The organism is Bacillus sp. JCM 19034, from assembly GCF_001310635.1.
In the GTDB taxonomy this organism is placed as follows: domain Bacteria; phylum Bacillota; class Bacilli; order Bacillales; family Bacillaceae_D; genus Halalkalibacter.
Genome location: NZ_BAXR01000011.1, coordinates 1 through 17,890, shown reverse-complemented (window position 1 = coordinate 17,890; position 17,890 = coordinate 1). Strand labels below are relative to the sequence as shown.

11 protein-coding genes and 5 pseudogenes are annotated in these 17,890 nt (G+C 37.6%); all 16 read right to left on the bottom strand.

Translation table 11 applies throughout. The features are described 5' to 3' along the window. Positions 1–109: 109 nt before the first annotated feature. Positions 110–1,775, bottom strand: a pseudogene (locus JCM19034_RS14470) (ribonuclease J). A gap of 1,190 nt (positions 1,776–2,965) precedes the next feature. Further along, on the bottom strand, positions 2,966–3,847 hold the full coding sequence (gene dapA / locus JCM19034_RS14465) for a 4-hydroxy-tetrahydrodipicolinate synthase (protein ID WP_062050923.1): 882 nt from the start codon (positions 3,845–3,847) through the stop codon (positions 2,966–2,968). After that, positions 3,847–5,063 (bottom strand): annotated as a pseudogene (gene dapG / locus JCM19034_RS14460) (aspartate kinase). Before dapG ends, dapA begins: the two are co-directional and overlap by 1 nt. 26 nt (positions 5,064–5,089) lie before the next feature. Continuing rightward, a complete protein-coding gene (asd, locus tag JCM19034_RS14455; protein ID WP_062050823.1) occupies positions 5,090–6,133 on the bottom strand; it encodes an aspartate-semialdehyde dehydrogenase in 1,044 nt (347 codons plus the stop codon). Between the two features lie 141 nt (positions 6,134–6,274). After that, a complete protein-coding gene (locus JCM19034_RS14450) occupies positions 6,275–6,868 on the bottom strand; it encodes a dipicolinate synthase subunit B (protein WP_062050821.1) in 594 nt (197 codons plus the stop codon). Positions 6,869–6,881: 13 nt separating this feature from the next. Further along, positions 6,882–7,762, bottom strand: a pseudogene (gene dpaA, locus JCM19034_RS14445) (dipicolinic acid synthetase subunit A). A 377-nt stretch (positions 7,763–8,139) separates the two neighbouring features. Then, complete coding sequence (locus JCM19034_RS14440) at positions 8,140–8,379, bottom strand: YlmC/YmxH family sporulation protein (RefSeq protein WP_062050820.1); 240 nt, start codon at positions 8,377–8,379, stop codon at positions 8,140–8,142. A gap of 114 nt (positions 8,380–8,493) precedes the next feature. After that, positions 8,494–9,731, bottom strand: a pseudogene (locus tag JCM19034_RS14435) (M16 family metallopeptidase). After that, a pseudogene (locus tag JCM19034_RS14430) lies at positions 9,715–10,717 on the bottom strand (polysaccharide deacetylase family protein). The pseudogenes JCM19034_RS14435 and JCM19034_RS14430 overlap by 17 nt, the downstream one beginning before the upstream one ends. Positions 10,718–10,813: 96 nt before the next feature. Beyond that, positions 10,814–12,916, bottom strand: a complete 2,103-nt coding sequence (pnp, locus tag JCM19034_RS14425; RefSeq protein WP_062050818.1) for a polyribonucleotide nucleotidyltransferase — start codon at positions 12,914–12,916, stop codon at positions 10,814–10,816. 167 nt (positions 12,917–13,083) lie between these two features. Further along, positions 13,084–13,353, bottom strand: a complete 270-nt coding sequence (rpsO, locus tag JCM19034_RS14420; protein WP_035340672.1) for a 30S ribosomal protein S15 — start codon at positions 13,351–13,353, stop codon at positions 13,084–13,086. A gap of 140 nt (positions 13,354–13,493) precedes the next feature. Next, positions 13,494–14,438, bottom strand: coding sequence for a riboflavin biosynthesis protein RibF (ribF, locus tag JCM19034_RS14415; protein ID WP_062050921.1), 945 nt, complete (start codon positions 14,436–14,438; stop codon positions 13,494–13,496). 17 nt (positions 14,439–14,455) lie between these two features. Then, positions 14,456–15,376 carry a tRNA pseudouridine(55) synthase TruB gene (gene truB / locus JCM19034_RS14410; protein WP_082394087.1) on the bottom strand — a complete coding sequence of 307 codons (921 nt, stop codon included), beginning with the start codon at positions 15,374–15,376 and terminating at the stop codon, positions 14,456–14,458. Between the two features lie 61 nt (positions 15,377–15,437). Next, on the bottom strand, positions 15,438–15,788 hold the full coding sequence (gene rbfA / locus JCM19034_RS14405; RefSeq protein WP_062050816.1) for a 30S ribosome-binding factor RbfA: 351 nt from the start codon (positions 15,786–15,788) through the stop codon (positions 15,438–15,440). 21 nt (positions 15,789–15,809) lie between these two features. After that, positions 15,810–16,091, bottom strand: a complete 282-nt coding sequence (locus JCM19034_RS14400) for a DUF503 domain-containing protein (RefSeq protein WP_062050813.1) — start codon at positions 16,089–16,091, stop codon at positions 15,810–15,812. After that, positions 16,091–17,890, bottom strand: a 1,800-nt coding sequence (gene infB / locus JCM19034_RS14395; RefSeq protein ID WP_062050811.1) for a translation initiation factor IF-2, incomplete at its 5' end; no start/stop codon positions are given. The genes JCM19034_RS14400 and infB, both read right to left, overlap by 1 nt.

The following is a 17,890-nucleotide window of genomic DNA, read 5'->3' as shown; positions in this document are numbered from 1 at the left end:
TAAGTAGAAATATTATGCGAAAGAGCTTCCCATAAGAAAAAGACGGCATCCTTGCCTTATATAATATAAAAAATGACTTTGCAGAGCATCCTCTACAAAGTCATTTTGCTTAAACTTCCATAATAATTGGCAAAATCATAGGTCTGCGTTTCGTCTTTTCAAATAGAAAACGACTCAAACCATCTCTCACGCTGCTTTTTAAGGAAGCCCATTCATTTACGTTTTCGCTTACACATTTAGCTAGAATGGAACGAACAAGTTCATTTGCATCCTCCAACAGCTTTTCTGATTCGCGAACGTAAACAAAGCCTCGTGAAATGATATTAGGACCAGAAATAAATTCCCCTGTCTTTTTATTTAACGTGACAACAACAACTAAAATGCCATCTTTAGAAAGCAGTCGTCGATCCCGTAACACGATATTACCGACATCACCAACTCCTAATCCATCGATTAATACGTGACCAGAAGGAACTTTCCCTGATACACGAGCTTGGCCATTTACAAACTCAACGACCTCACCTTTATCGACTAAAAATACGTCTTCAGGATTCATTCCAACCGTAATGGCAAGCTCTTTATGTGCGTATTGCATTCTATACTCACCATGAATCGGGACAAAAAAGATGGCCTCATTAAATTCAGCATTAGCTTTAGCTCGTCCTGGCTCCCATGCCCAGAAGCATGAACCTTTCCTTGACCATAAACGACATCTGCCCCAATTCGGTGTAGCTGATCAACAATGCTTGAAACCGATTTTTCATTTCCAGGTATAGCTGAAGCCGCAATAATGACCGTATCCGAAACTTGAATTGTAATTTGTCGGTGTGCACCTTTAACCATTCGTGTAAGTGCTGACATTGGCTCGCCTTGACTACCGGTTGTTAAGATAGCGACTTGTTCATCCTTATACTTGTTCACATCTTCAACTTCAATGACTAAATCCTTTGGTATATCTAAATAACCGAGTTTTGAAGCGATTTTTACAACTTTTAGCATACTTTTTCCAACTACAGCTAATTTACGATTTGTTGTAATAGCTGCTTGAACGACTTGCTGAATCCGATGAACATTAGATGCAAAAGTTGTTACAATAATTCTTCCTTCTGCATGGTCAAAAACTTCAGCAATCCCTTGTCCGACTTCAGTTTCTGATTTAGTTGAACCAGGACGTTCCGCGTTTGTGCTATCAGATAATAAACAAAGAACTCCCTTTTCACCAATTGCCGCCATCTTGCCAATATCAGCATGCATTCCATCTACTGGTGTTTGATCAAACTTAAAGTCGCCTGTATGGACCACCGCACCTTGTGAGGTTTCTACACAAATTCCGACTGAATCAGGAATACTGTGGTTTGTTCGGAAGAAAGTGACAGCTGTTGAGCCGATTGTTAAAACGGAATTAGAATCAATTAAGTTCAATTTTACATCTTTTAGTATCCCAGCTTCTTTTAGCTTTTCTTCAACTAATCCTAACGTTAATTTTGTCGCATAAACAGGTACGTTTATTTTTTTAATACATAAGAAAGGCCTCCGATATGATCTTCATGCCCATGTGTTAAGATGATTGCCTTTACTCTTTCCTCATTTTCAGTAAGGTATGTTACGTCTGGAATGACTATATCTACCCCTAACATATCATCGTCAGGAAACATTAAACCAGCATCGATAACAATAATATCCTCATCTACTTCGACTATGTACATGTTTTTACCGATTTCACCGACTCCTCCAAGGGCAAATACACGTACTTTTTCATTATTTTCTTTTGTCAATGATAGTTCCTCCTACATCAATACTCTATATTAAAAACTTGTTTAGAAATTATAGCTTGTAAATGGTTAATCAACCAATAGTCACTACCGAACATATGTACTGTATAAAAACAAAAATTTATAAAGTCACGACCTACTTATATCCGCACAGTTCATTTTATATTGAAACCATTTACTAAATCCGAACAAATCATCTATCCATAGTATACATGAAAAGCAAATTAAAACACAAGGCTGTCTTTTAATGATTTGTAACATAAACCATTCAATTAAGTCAGTATTAGCTATGTAGAAAAACGTTAACTTTTGCTATTTATCGGTTCTTTCCAATAGAACCGGAGGCGATGCCTCTCTAATTCGTTTACTATCTAAATCAGAAAAAACACATTCAACAAAATTTTAACGGGTTTTCTTGTGAGGTGCAAACTGACAAATATCATAAATATTTTCATATGTAATCATCACAAGCTAATTCGCAAAAAAGACCAACTTAACAAAAGTCAGTCGACACTTCGAACCCGCTGTTCGTAAATACTATGAGTAAATGATACTATGACCATACGGATAAATAAACGAAACTATAAAACCTATAAAATTAGAAACCATGCCCACGATTGCTAATTTATTTCCTTATTGTTCGTTCTGCTTTGTTTCTCTTAAGCTAAGTACAGCTAACATTATCCCAACTATGCTAATAAGAGTCCCTTCCTTGAAAAAAATCAGCCCTAAGATAGTAAATATCCCCGTACACAAAGAAAGTATGGCTATACCTTTAGTACTTAATTCTAAGCTTTGCTATCCAAATTATCACCCTTTCTTTTTAAACATTTATATATTTATAGTTTTATCTGTTATATCAATATCCTGACAGTTTATTGAAGAATTGAGTATTCATAATCCTATTTTCACTTTAACACAAAATTCCAATTAATTCCCAAAAAAATCATCCTTTTTGAAATAGGATGATTTTCACTAGCTTATTGTGATTTCTGTAAATCACTTTTAATTTTACATATTTCCATGTGATTTATTTTGCTTTTTATATGTGAAAATCAACTAAAGTGCAATAAACCTTGAATTGAAAACAAAAAACGCACGGTAGTTACTTATTGAAATACCGTGCGTTTTAATTTGATATTTACTTGTTTGCACCTCTGAAGTAAACCCGTTAAACAAAATGTCGAACGTGTTTAATTAATCGTTTTAATACGGGTGATTTGTTCATCTACCTTTTCTTTTTCAGAAGCAGTTATTGGTACTAAAGGAAGACGAGTGGTGCCTACATTAAATAACATTTGACTAATCGCATATTTGATGCAAACTGGATTTGGTGCAAGAAATAGTGATTTCATAATCGGAAGCAACTGTCGATGATATTGTGCAGCCTCAAGTACTTTTCCATCCATATAATACGTTAACATTTTTTTCAATTGTTTACCAATGATATGTGATGAAACGGACACGACACCTCTTGCTCCAATAGCAACCGATGGTAATGCTAACGGATCATCACCTGTATATACTTGAAAATGGTCATCTGTTTGTTCAATAATCGTTGCCAATAGTTCTAAATTTCCACTCGATTCTTTAATAGCTTTAATATTTTTTATTTTTGAAAGTGCAATTATCGTACTAGCCTCAACATGGCTACTCGTTCTACCTGGAATGTTATAGATCATGATGGGTAAGTTAGTTTCTGAAGCTATTGTTTTGAAATGCGTATAAATACCTAATTGCGAGGGTTTATTATAATATGGTGAGACAAGCATAATGCCATGAACACCAATTTTACTTGCAGCAATCGTTAAATCAATCGATGTTTTTGTGTTGTTAGTACCTGTACTGGCAATAATCGGGACACGACTTTCTGCATGGTCAACGGCACATTGAAATAATGAAATTTTTTCCTCAAATGACAATGTCGGTGATTCACCTGTTGTACCAGCAATAATAATAGCATCACTGCCGTTTTCGATAAGATGATCTAGAAGTATGATCACTTTATCAAAATCAACGTTTCCATGATCATCAAATGGGGTCACCATTGCAGTCACTACTCTACCAAGATCCATCATCCTCCCACCCCTTCTTGATGTTCCACTTGATCGAGTTGAAATATTTGATGTAGTGCATTTACAGCACGTAACAGATCTTTTTCTTTAATTAGTACCCAAATCGTCGTATGAGAATCAGCAGATTGTAAAATTGGAATATTTTCCTTCGTTAGTGCACTTACCATTTGTGCTGTTACTCCTGGCACACCTGTCATGCCTGCACCAACTGCTGATACTTTTGCACAATGACGCATCACTTCTGGAGTGCAATCAATTTCCGATAAAACCTTTATTGCTTTATCGACTTCATTCTCCTTTACGGTATAAACAACATCATGTGGATTCATATTTATAAAGTCAACACTAATTTGTGCCTTGGCCATTGCTTTAAATACATTTTCCTGCCAATTTAATTTGCCATCTTTGGCAAGCACTTTAATTTGTGATACTCCACTTCGATGAGCAATGCCCGTAATAAGACGGTCGCGAATAGTTAGTTTGGATGTAACCGTAGTACCTTTTCTTTCGAATACGTCGGTCGGATATGGATAGGAACTTGAGCTTGCATCGCTATTTCTACAGCTCTTGGATGTATTACTTTCGCACCTTGATATGCTAAATTAGAAAGTTCTTCATACGTTATGACTTCCAATGGTTTAGCTGTTTCTACTATTTTCGGATCAGCAGTCATGATTCCTTCTACGTCAGAGAAAATATCAACCCATTCAGCGTTTACAGCTGCACCAAGAGCGGTTGCTGACGTATCACTTCCACCTCGTCCTAAAGTTGCAATATCGCCATCTTCTGTTTGACCTTGAAAACCAGCTACGACAACTACATCAACATGATCAAACTGCTGCAGTAATTGATCGCAATTCATTTCTGTTATTTTAGCATTTGTAAATTCGTCATTCGTTTTAAATCCTGCTTTAGCACCGGAAAAAGCCGTTACTTTTAATCCTAGTGAAAGCAATAAATCTGTAAATACAACAGCCGAGATTAATTCGCCACACGAAACAAGTAAATCTTGCTCGCGTGGCATTAATCGGTTTGCTTCAACCAAGCTTAAAAGAGTATCCGTAGCATAAGGCTCTCCCTTTCTACCCATAGCAGATACAACAACAATTACTTTGTAACCTTTTGTAACAGCCTCACTCACATGGTCACAAGCCAGTTTACGACTCAGATCATCTCGGACTGACGTGCCACCGAATTTCTGGACGATGACTTTCATAATACACCTTCTTTTTTAGAGATATATTATTTTAGAAGATTAAGCTTGATAAGACTTTCAGCAATCTGAACCGAGTTCCATGCTGCTCCTTTTAGCAGGTTATCAGAAACAATCCACATATGATAGCCATTATCACGATCTAAATCTTTACGAATACGTCCTACAAATACATCATTTTTCCCTACACATTCTGAAGCTAGTGGGTACACTTGATTAGCTGGATCATCCTGTAACGTAACTCCAGGAGATTGTTCAAGCAATTCTTTAACCTCTTGAACTGTTGCTCCTCCTTTTTCAGTTTCAATGTAAACTGATTCTGAGTGTCCTGTTTCAACCGGGAGGCGGACACATGTAGCAGCCACTTCAAGGTCTGCCATGTGCATAATTTTTTTTGTTTCATTCATCATTTTCATTTCTTCAAACGTATATCCATTTTCTTGGAATAAATCAATTTGTGGAATCGCATTAAATGCAATTTGATAATGTTTCTTATCCCCACCTACAGGTAAAACTTCAGGTGTAAAGTCTTTGCCTTCTAAAATATCTTTTGTTTGCTGTTTCATTTCCTCAATTGCTTCAAGTCCAGCTCCAGAAACAGCTTGATATGTGGAAACGACTACTTTCTTTAAACCATATTTTTGACGAACAGGTTCAAGTGCTACAACCATTTGGATGGTTGAACAGTTAGGGTTGGCAATAATCCCATTATGTTCGTGTAAATCAGCTTCATTTACTTCTGGTACAACTAATGGTACTTCTGGGTCCATTCTAAATGCACTCGTATTATCAACGACGATAGCACCTCTTTTAACGGCTTCAGGTGCTAGTGCTTTTGATACAGAGCCACCTGCACTAAATAAAGCAACTTGCACTCCTTCAAATGATTCAGGTGTCGCTTCCTCAACTGTATACTCCTGACCTTTAAATGCTATTACTTTCCCTGCCGAGCGTTTAGAGGATAGCAATTTTAAGCTTGCAATTGGAAAATCCCGCTCCTCTAGCGTTTTAAGCATTTGTTGACCTACCGCACCTGTTGCACCAACAACGGCTACATGAAATTGTTTTGACATTTCTGTAATCTCCCTTCACTTACATACAATTTAATAACGAATTGATGGAATGATTATAGCATATCCTAGCTCATTTCGTTCATTTTTTTACTCTATTAAACTGTAAGGGATTGTTGGCGTTTGTGCAACATCGCGATTTGCCTAATCTCTGAACTTTTCGATTAAGACAGGTTGATATTGCTTCCCAGCTAGTGCAGACTCAACAGTATCAACTAATGCTTCCATTCTTGCTACAAGTGAGTTCGGTTTATTAGTAGGATCATCTTGACCAAAAGGGATAAAATAAATGTTTTTAGTTGCCATTAATTTCATAATATTAACCCCATTAAGCCCGAGTGCGTCATTCGTGGAAATACCTAATACGACAGGTCTTCCACTTCGAAGTGTCGCTTTCGCCCCCATTAAAACAGGGCCATCGGTCTGTGCATTAGCAAGCTTACTAGTAGAATTTCCCGTAATCGGAGCAATAACCATACAATCTAGTGGTGTTTTAGGACCGAATGGCTCTGCCTTAACAATTGAATCAACTAGTGGCTCCCCAGTCATTTTCTCAATTTCATTTAACCAATATCCACTTGTTCCAAATTTTGTATCTGTTGTCTTTACGTTATGTGATACAAATCCAGTTACTTTTGCACCTAAATTTTTTAATTTCTCTATTTGCGGAATGACTTCTTCATACGTACAATGGGATGCTGAGATGCCAAAACCTATATGTTTTCCTTCTAATCCCATATTTAAACCTCCTCTAACCGTTTTCCTCTGCCAACAAATCACTCAATACCCCTGCAAGAATTTGACCAGCAGTCTTTGGTGCGACGATTCCTGGGAGACCAGGAGCAAGTAATGCTTTAATTCCTCGCTTCTCTGCAAATCGGAAATCTGTACCACCTGGTTTTGAAGCAAGATCAATAATAAGGGCATGCAGCTTCATTCCTGTTAACACTTTAGCTGTTAAAATAAGGTGTGGAACAGTATTAACAACAAGGTCTACATCCTTCACTTGACTTACTAGATCATCTGTATGGAACGACTCTAAACCATTTCTGTGATTCTGGCAATTTGTGCAGGATCATTTGCACCGACCTTTACGTTTGCACCTAAAGCGGCAAATGTTCGAGCAAGTGTCATTCCTATTCTGCCTAAACCTAACACTGCTACCTTTGCACTATGGATGGTAATATCGGTATGTTGAATCGCCATCATTACAGTACCTTCTGCTGTAGGAATTGAATTATAAATTGCAACATCATCCCGTTCCATTAACTTTACTAATGTACGATCAAAATTTTCTACTAGTTTATCAAGCTGTTCATTGCTTATCCCGGTATATACAACACAATGTTGTGGTGTTTCACGTAGAAATGACTCATCAAATTGAATCGACTCGTTAGAGAAAATCGTATCAATATGTCCATCCACACTCATTCCACTTACCGGTAAAATAATAGCATCTGCTTTTTCCCAGTTTACTTGATCGATCGTTTCTTTCGTTGCACCAATAAACCCATCATTCAATTGGTCAAATCCGACTAATGTTAGTTGTGCATCTAAGCCAGATAGCTTGCGAATAATTTCAATTTGGCGTGCGTCTCCACCTAGCAATACAATATGTTTATTCGTTAACATTGATTTCTGTTCCCCTTTCACAAACAGCTCTGCTTTACAAATTTTCGGACGTTCATTTCAAGGAAAAGGATGAACATAATCGTTACAAAATCATCATATGACCTTATAGGATATTAGGTGAATCGATCGCATTAACTCTTTATAAGAATAATAGAAGCACCACGTTTACATCCTATCTGAAACTCCTTCTCTCTAGTCGGAAGCACTCATAAATTCTCCGATTGTGTGCCACCTTAAATCCCATTGCTTCGTCTTTTATACAATCTCATCTCATTCTAGTCAGACTAGCCTGTAGTGAACTTCACCGTCCGCTATTCCGGGCAATAAAAAAGCCCGTCGTTAGACGAGCTTTTAAAATCACCTTGATTTATCTAGTTTTATTCGGGCTCTAAATCAATAATAATCATATCTTCACCAATTTTTTTGATTTGCTGCCAATACACTGTGTATTCTTTATCCTTTTTACCAAAGCCAAACCATTTCATCGTTGGAATGACGAATGCTAATATCTCACCAGTTTCTTCATCAATTAGCAAATCCGTTTGTCCTAAAATTCCTAACCGTTCACCCTTTTGAAAGTCAATAATTTCCTTATTACTAATTTCACTTAATCTCATCTCCATCCTCCTTTATTAATGTTTTTACATCAATATGAGAATGGGAGAAAAAAAAGACCAGCCCTCGCAAAAGCACTGAAAAAATTAACATCGAATTTTCCCAGTGCTTTGTAACTATTGAAAAATGGCTGGAACAGTATCCCCTTGCTGTATTAAAGAAATGGATGGTTTACTTTTTAAAATTGATGAAGCTAATTGATTGACGGATGATACGTCTACTCGATCGATTTCTTCAATGATTTCGTCTAGAGAACGATGTGTTCCTAGTAAAAGCTCATTCTTTCCATTCCGACTCATCCTACTATTTGTACTTTCAAGGCTCAACATCATATTCCCTTTTAGCTGTTCTTTCCCATTTAATAATTCCTGTTCAGACAATCCTCTATCAGCCACACGTAAAATAGTATCTTGAATTGCATTGGCTAAATCAGGTAACTGCTGATGGCCTGTACCAGCATAGATCGTCAATAAGCCGTTATCGAAATAAGAGGAATGATAAGAAAAAACAGAGTAACACAACCCACGTTTTTCTCTAATTTCCTGAAATAGGCGACTACTCATACTTCCACCTAAATAATTGTTAAGTAAAATTAAACTATATACTTGATCATCTCCAATAGGCAAACCAGGATAGCCAAGACATAAATGAGCTTGTTCAGTATCTTTTTTCGAACAACATGATTAGGTGTAAAGATTGGCTGTGTTAATGTTGGCCTATTTGACGTTTTCTTCACGTTTGAAAACACTTCTTTTAATTGTTCAATAACTTCATTCGTTACATTTCCAGCAACCGAAATGACAATGTAGTCACCTGTATAAAATCGGTCCATATAATCAAACAAATGCTCACGCCCGAACCGGTTCAATGTATCAACAGTTCCTAAAATGGGATAACCTAATGAGTGCCGACCATAGCTAGCTTCGCTCAACAAATCATGAACGATATCATCAGGAGTATCATCAACCATTTTAATTTCTTCGTATACAACATTTTTTTCCTTTATTAATTCTTCTTCCTCAAATACCGAATGAAAGAACATGTCCGATAACACATCAATAGCTACTTTAGAGTGTGTATCTAACACCTTTGCATAATAGCAAGTATACTCTTTTGAAGTAAAAGCATTTACTTGCCCCCCGATACGATCAAATGTTTCCGCTATTTCCGTTGCTGTTCTCGTTTTCGTTCCTTTAAACAACATATGTTCAATAAAATGAGATAATCCATTCTCACTCTCTTCTTCAAATCTTGAACCTGTACCTACCCAAATACCGACCGATATTGAACGTACTGATGGTATATGTTCTGAAACAATCCGAACCCCGTTGTCTAATTTAATTGTTGTAACCACTCGTTATCCCCCTATTTTCATCAATCGCATTTATGTTGACACGTTTTTCTGATAATAATTCAGATACCGTCCCAATTTTATACCCTTTTTCCTTGCTATTTAATATCATTTGCTCTAAACCAGCTGAAGTCACTTCAGTTGGATGCATGAGTACCATAGCTCCTGGATGTAACTTATTTGTCACTCGCTCTACCATATCATTAACTGGAGGGTTACGCCAATCAATCGTATCGACTGACCACATAACCGTTTTCATTCCATAATGAGCAGCACGATCAACGACTACTTGATTATGGCTACCGCTTGGTGGAGCAAACCATTTAGGTGTTACTTCAAGAGCAGCTTCAATTGCTTTATTCGTCCGGTCTAACTCTTCATTAATTCTCTCCATCGTTAATTTACTCATATCAGGATGAGAATAAGCATGATTTCCGATTTCATGACCTTCTTCTAATAGCATTTTCGCTAATTGTGGATTTTTTTTAACCCAAGAACCATCTAAAAAAACGTTACAGATATATCGTGTTTTTTTAACGTTTTTAGCATATCTGGTAAATATTCATCCCCCCATGCTACATTAATTGAAAAGGCAACCATAGGCTTTTCTTCATTGCCTTTATAAATTGCTGTTGGAGGTAGATCATCTAAATGAACAGATGGCGACACTTCATCAAATACAAGCTTTCGTTTATCAAATTTGTTATCAATTTTCATTTTCTCATATGATTGTTCGATATTTACTTTCAAGCCATTATAACCAGGTACTGCTTTCCAAACAGGTCTATTCGTGCATCAATTGGCGGCACTTCTAATTCCGTTGCTGCTTGGACGATTTGCTCGTATAATGGGTCGTGCTCACTCATAACTGCTTCACTCTCGTATTTCAATGTATGTAAATAATGAAAAGAAAATGGATTCTGAACTATACTAAACGATAATACGACTACAAACGCAAACGCAAAAATATGAACGATTTTTTTATTCATCCCTTTGCCCTCCCTCTTTGGCAGTTTATGCATAGGAGGGACATGTTAGAACGCAAAAAGGGACTAGGCTTTTCCCTTCCCAATCCCCATTAACGTTTAATTTTGATCTTGCTTTTGTTCTTTAAGTATTGCTTTCCGTGACAAATTCACTCTGCCTTGGTTATCAATTTCTGTGACTTTTACGAGTATTTCGTCTCCAATTTTAACGACATCTTCAACTTTATTAACTCGTTCCTCAGCAAGCTGTGAAATATGGACAAGCCCATCTTTGCCTTTGAACAATTCAACAAAAGCTCCAAATTTTTCAATTCGTTTAACCTTTCCTAAATAGGTTTGTCCCACTTCAACTTCACGAACGATATCTTCTATAATCGCTCTTGCCTTATGATTCATGTCCATATCAACCGATGAAATGTACACTGTTCCATCTTGCTCTATGTCAATCTTAACACCCGTTTCCTCAATGATCTGATTGATCACTTTTCCGCTCGGACCGATGACATCGCGTATTTTATCAGCATTAATTTGCATCGTTAAAATTTTCGGTGCATAAGTTGATAATTCTTTACGATATTCACCTATTGCACTTTGCATGTTATCTAAAATAATGAGACGACCTTTTTTCGCTTGTTCTAATGCCTCTTCAAGGATTTCACGGTTAATTCCGGCAATTTTAATGTCCATTTGTAGTGCTGTTACGCCATCCTTTGTTCCAGCAACTTTAAAATCCATATCACCTAGTGCATCTTCCATTCCTTGAATATCAGTTAAAACAGTTACGTGCTCGTCCTGTTTAACGAGTCCCATTGCGATTCCAGCTACAGGTGCTTTAATCGGAACACCAGCATCCATCATCGCTAACGTACTCGCACAAATACTCGCTTGAGAAGTTGAACCATTCGATTCTAACACTTCAGATACAAGTCGGATTGTGTATGGGAACTTGTCCTCATTTGGGATAACAGGTTCAAGTGCACGTTCACCGAGTGCTCCATGTCCAATTTCACGGCGTCCTGGGGCACGAATCGGTCCTGTTTCCCCTACACTAAATTGTGGGAAATTATAATGATGCATAAAACGCTTCGATTCTTCAATTCCAAGACCGTCTAGGATTTGAACGTCCCCAAGTGGTCCTAATGTACAAATACTAAGTGCTTGTGTTTGTCCACGTGTAAACAATCCTGACCCATGTGTTCTTGGCAACAGCTTCACTTGTGAAGATAGAGCTCTTATTTCGTCTACTTGACGACCATCAGGGCGAACCTTTTCAACTGTAATTAGTCGACGAACTTCTTCTTTCACGATCTTATGGAGCGTTTCCTTCACATCATCAATTTTAATATCTTCACGATCTGCAAATGATTCCAATACGCGATTATTAATTGCATCAATGGCATCTGCTCTAGCGTGCTTTTCCTGAACTTGTACAGCTTCTTTTAAATCTGTTTCAGCAATTGACCGAACCTCTTGTTCTAACTCTGGATCAACGGTTTTTAGTTCCACTACCATTTTTTCTTTGCCTACTGCTGATACGATCTCTTCCTGAAAAGCAATCAACTTTTTAATTTCATCATGACCAAACATGATTGCCTCAAGCATAGCTTCCTCAGATACTTCCTTCGCACCTGCTTCAACCATATTGATCGCATCTTTTGTTCCTGCTACAACGAGATCAATGTCGCTTTTCTCCAATTGCTCACTAGTAGGGTTAATAATAAATTCCCCATCTAATCGACCGATTGTTACACCAGCAATCGGACCTTCAAATGGAATATCAGATACCGACAGTGCTAATGATGAACCAATCATCGCAGCCATTTCAGAAGAAGCATTAGGATCAGAACTCATAACAATGCTGATCACTTGAACTTCGTTACGGAATCCATCCTGAAATAGCGGACGGATAGGACGATCTATTAATCGACTTGTTAAAATCGCCTGTTCACTTGGACGGCCTTCTCGCTTAATAAAACCCCCAGGTATTTTTCCAGCTGCATATAACCGTTCTTCATAATTAACTGTTAGCGGGAAGAAAGGTAAATCTTTTGGCTCTTTTGAAGCTGTAGCTGTTGACAAAACAGCTGAGTCACCATATCTTACTAGTACAGCTCCATTGGCTTGTTTTGCTAATTGTCCTGTTTCAATAACTAATTGTCGTCCAGCCCAATTCATTGAAAATTCATGTTTCGTTTGTTCCATTTACGCGTACTCCTCTCGTACACCAATATCAATACACTTTATTATAACCTTCCAATAATTATTTTATAATCGTGGAAGAGATAATCTCACATTCAAGACATTATGTAAAATTCAAATAGCTGATAGACTAAGAAAAAAGCGGGAGCAATCCCGCTTTCTGACTAAAACTATCGACGTAAACCAAGCTTGTCAACTAGGTTACGATAACGTGTAACATCTTTCTTACGTAAGTAAGTTAACAAATTACGACGTTGACCAACCATCTTTAAAAGACCACGACGTGAATGGTGATCTTTCTTATGAGTACGTAAGTGCTCATTTAATGTGTTGATTTGCTCAGTTAGGATAGCTACTTGAACCTCTGGAGAACCAGTGTCCGTATCATGCGTTTTGAACTCAGCGATTAGTTCATTTTTACGCTCCTGTGTTAATGCCATCCTAATCACCTCCTTCTCATTAATCTCCAGCCCCCTAGCAACCGTCGGTGAATCGGATTGCCAAGAAACGGATTGTACATTCGTACAGATATATTGTAACCTCTCTATAGCTAGAATGCAAGTATTCGTTTTTTAGATGATTATTGATTTTTTAAACCATTGAAAAATTCTATTGCCGTTTGCTTATCCTTTGTTATTTGTTGAATAAGCTCATCAACACTGTTAAATTTCTTTTCATCTCTCATTCTTTTTAAAAAGTAAACCTCCACTTCTTCCCCGTAAATTTGTTGATCGAAATTCAAAATATGAACCTCTATTGATGCAACATCGCGTTTATCATGGAAAGTTGGCTTATATCCGATGTTACAAACCCCTTTAAACGTCTGGTTATTAACAACGAACTCTACAGCATAGACGCCAACTTTCGGTATGATATATGGCTCAGCTGCAACATTTGCAGTGGGAAACCCTATTTGGCGACCTCTTTTTTCACCACCACTAACAATTCCTTTAATCGAAAAAGTCCGTGAAAGTAACTCAGAAGCTTGTTCGACATTCCCTTCAGTTAGTAATTTTCTGATTAAAGTTGAGCTGACCTTCTCATTATTTTTGCTATATTTCTCTACTGTTGTCACACCAAACTGTCCATTTGAATGATTCACAAGCGTCCCCATATTCCCCATTCCCATTGCACCGTATGTAAAATCAAATCCAGCGACCACATGTGTAGCATCTAAAGAATACAAATAGTTATGAACAAACTCTTCAGGAGATAGTTTTGAAAATGGCAAAGAAAATTCAACGACATACAAATAATCGACGCCTAATTCTTCTAAATACTTAATTTTATCCTTTAATGGGGTCAGGACTTTCAACGGGCTTTGAGAAGGTCGCAACACTTCTATTGGGTGAGGGTGAAAAGTCATAACCGATAAGGGAACATTTGATGAAACAGCCTCCTTTTTGGCTTGACCAATAACTTGTTGATGACCTTTATGAACGCCGTCAAAATAACCTAATGCAAATACTTGCGGCCTTCTATATTTACTCGCTCTAATCGGATGCTTTATAAAAATAGTTTCCATCCTTCCACCTCTTTTCTTCAAGATAGCGGTTGACCACCTGTCCAAAACATTTTCTCAGGTTTATAAAACCCCTGTTTATCTGGATGCTCTTTATAAATAGCTAAACATTCTCCACTTTGATTATAAATGGAAAATCGTATTGATTGTGTATTAAAAGGTAGAACCGCACCATTTTTTACTGATGTCTCAATTCGACTATCGACTACGTGCTTAGGAAAATGGGAGATTGCTGTTTCAAAAGGGGTCAATATAGAATCTAGCTCTCCTCTGTTTTTCAGTTCTTCTAACTGTTCAAACGTAATACTATCCTCCAATTGATAGGGACCTGCACCTACACGAACTAAATCAGACATATGAGCTGGATACCCTAATCGTTTACCAATATCCACAGCCAACGTTCGTACATATGTACCTTTACTACATAAAACATTAAAACGAAAACGAACGACCTCATTGCTTGCATCAATATTAGAAGTCAGTTCTAATCGTTTAATAAATACGTTCCGTTTTGGTCGATCTATAACTTTTCCTTCACGGGCGTATTCATATAACCGTTTTCCGTTCACTTTTACAGCAGAATACATCGGGGGAATTTGAACAATGTCACCTTTAAAGTCATTTAATATTGACTTTATTTCTTCTTTTGTCCATGATTCTAAAACAGGCTTCTTTTCAACCAGCTCACCACTTCTGTCCTCTGTTGTTGTGGAATACCCAAGAGTGACTTCACCATTATATTCCTTATCATAACCTGACATATACTGTACGACCTTTGTTGCTTTGCCTATGCAAATTGGAAGAACACCATTAACGTCTGGGTCAAGCGTACCTGTATGCCCAACTTTCTTTGTTTGAAAAATCTTTCTAATTTTCATGACACAATCATGTGAAGTATAGCCTCTAGGCTTATGTAATACAAGTATTCCGTTTCTTTCCAACGTAACCACCTCCAAACTTAAAAGGGAGGATAGATGGAATCCTCCTCTATCCTCCCGATCATTAATTGTCTTTGCGATTTACATCTTGTAGCAATGTTTCAATGCGATTTCCATATTCGATTGACTCATCAAATTCAAATAAAAGCTCAGGTGTTTTGCGTAAACGGATTCTCTTGCCTATTTCAGAGCGAATAAACCCTTTTGCTTTTGATAACCCTTGGAGAGTAGCTTCTTTCTCCTCATCATTTCCAAGTGTTGTAATAAACACCTTTGCTTGTTGCAAATCGCCTGTAACATCTACACCTGTGACAGTGACAAATTTAACACGAGGATCTTTTACTTCCCTCATAATAATTTCACTTATTTCTTTTTTTATTTGCTCACCAACACGATGTGCTCGAACATTACTCATGTTATTCACTCCTAAATTAGCCTACAACCACTCAAAGCGTGTAACCGTCCGTTCGACAGCAGGTTCAGCATCAACAAAGGCCAATGCACGTTGTAACTCACGTTCGCAAATCGTTTGGTTCTTTGATACAGTAACGATTGCGAGCTCCGCACGCTGCCAAACGTCTTGATAGCCAATTTCTGCTACCGATAGGTTGTATTTTTGCTGTAATCTTGTTCGTACACTTTTTAAAACTGAACGTTTTTCTTTTAATGATTGGGCATCATAAATCAAGAGTTCAAAGCGTACCGAGCCAATAACCATTATCTTTCGATTTCTTCCATGACGTACGCTTCAATGACGTCGCCTTCTTTAATATCATTGAAATTCTCAAGTGTAATTCCACACTCATAACCAGCAGAGACTTCTTTTGCATCATCTTTAAATCGTTTCAATGCATTAATCTCACCTTCATAAATAACAATTCCATCACGAATAAGACGAACGGTTGAATCTCTAGTTATTTTCCCATCTGTAACATATGATCCAGCAATTGTTCCAACTTTAGAAACTTTAAATGTTGTACGAACTTCAACTTGGCCAATAACCTTCTCTTCATATTCTGGATCCAAAAGGCCTTTCATAGCCGCTTCAATTTCATCAATTGCATTATAAATGACTCGATGTAAGCGAATATCGACCTTTTCTGCTTCTGCCGTACGTTTTGCATTAACATCTGGTCTAACATTAAAGCCGATTACGATCGCATTTGAAGCTGACGCTAGCATAACATCATATTCATTAATTGCTCCGACTCCTGTATGAATGATTTTCACTCTTACTCCATCGACTTCGATTTTTTCAAGTGTACCTCTCATTGCTTCTACAGAACCTTGAACATCCGCTTTAATAATGATGTTAATTTCTTTTACTTCACCTTGTTGGATTTGATCAAACAAATCGTCGAGGCTCACCCTAGAACTAGACGCCAAATTTGCTTCACGTTGACGACTCATTCGAACTTCACCAATTTGGCGTGCTTTTCTCTCATCTTCAAACGCTTGGAATTGGTCTCCTGCCAGTGGAACTTCATTTAAACCTGTTATTTCAACGGGGGTTGAAGGCCCTACTTGCTTCACACGGCGACCTAAATCATTTACCATTGCCCGGACACGACCAAAGCTTGAACCAACGACAATCGGATCGCCTACATTTAAAGTTCCTGCTTGCACGAGCAATGTAGCTACCGCTCCACGACCTTTATCAAGCTCAGCTTCAATGACCGTTCCACGAGCAAGCTTATTTGGATTTGCTTTTAACTCTTCCACTTCTGCAACTAATAGGATCATTTCTAAAAGTTCATCAATCCCTGTTCCTGTTAATGCAGAAACATTAACGAAAATCGTATCCCCGCCCCACGATTCTGGAACAAGTTCATATTCTGTTAATTCTTGCATGACACGGTCAGGATTCGCTGCTTCTTTATCAATTTTATTGACAGCCACAATAATCGGCACACCAGCAGCCTTGGCATGACTAATTGCTTCTTTTGTTTGCGGCATAACACCGTCATCTGCAGCAACAACAAGGATCGTAATGTCTGTTACTTGTGCTCCTCTAGCACGCATTGTTGTAAAAGCCGCATGTCCTGGTGTATCAAGAAAGGTTATTTTCTTCCCATTTGATTCAACCTGATAGGCACCAATATGCTGCGTGATCCCACCTGCTTCACCCTCGGTTACTTTCGTATGACGAATAGAATCTAGTAAAGTTGTTTTACCATGATCGACATGTCCCATTATCGTTACAACAGGTGGTCTCTCTTTTAAGTCTTCCTCTTTATCCTCTTCGACCATACTTTCAAAATCAGTTTCATCAATAACAATTTCTTCCTCTACTTCTACGCCATAATCTTCACCAATTAATTCAATCGTATCTTTATCAAGCTCCTGGTTGATCGTTGCCATAACTCCTAAAAACATTAATTTTTTTATAATTTCAGAAGGCTCTTTGTGTAATTTAGAAGCTAGCTCACCAACCGTTAATGATTCTTGAAACGTAATTTTTTCAGGAAGAGGTTTTGACTGCTTAACTTGTGGCTGATTTCCTTTATTGTAATTCGT

What these genes read in the sequence shown, in the direction of transcription:
- dapA (WP_062050923.1), bottom strand. Translation starts at nt 3,847, where the DNA reads ATGGATCTTGGTAGAGTAGTGACTGCAATGGTGACCCCATTTGATGAT.
- asd (WP_062050823.1), bottom strand. Translation starts at nt 6,133, where the DNA reads ATGTCAAAACAATTTCATGTAGCCGTTGTTGGTGCAACAGGTGCGGTA.
- JCM19034_RS14450 (WP_062050821.1), bottom strand. Translation starts at nt 6,868, where the DNA reads ATGGGATTAGAAGGAAAACATATAGGTTTTGGCATCTCAGCATCCCAT.
- JCM19034_RS14440 (WP_062050820.1), bottom strand. Translation starts at nt 8,379, where the DNA reads ATGAGATTAAGTGAAATTAGTAATAAGGAAATTATTGACTTTCAAAAG.
- pnp (WP_062050818.1), bottom strand. Translation starts at nt 12,916, where the DNA reads ATGGAACAAACGAAACATGAATTTTCAATGAATTGGGCTGGACGACAA.
- rpsO (WP_035340672.1), bottom strand. Translation starts at nt 13,353, where the DNA reads ATGGCATTAACACAGGAGCGTAAAAATGAACTAATCGCTGAGTTCAAA.
- ribF (WP_062050921.1), bottom strand. Translation starts at nt 14,438, where the DNA reads ATGGAAACTATTTTTATAAAGCATCCGATTAGAGCGAGTAAATATAGA.
- rbfA (WP_062050816.1), bottom strand. Translation starts at nt 15,788, where the DNA reads ATGAGTAATGTTCGAGCACATCGTGTTGGTGAGCAAATAAAAAAAGAA.
- JCM19034_RS14400 (WP_062050813.1), bottom strand. Translation starts at nt 16,091, where the DNA reads ATGGTTATTGGCTCGGTACGCTTTGAACTCTTGATTTATGATGCCCAA.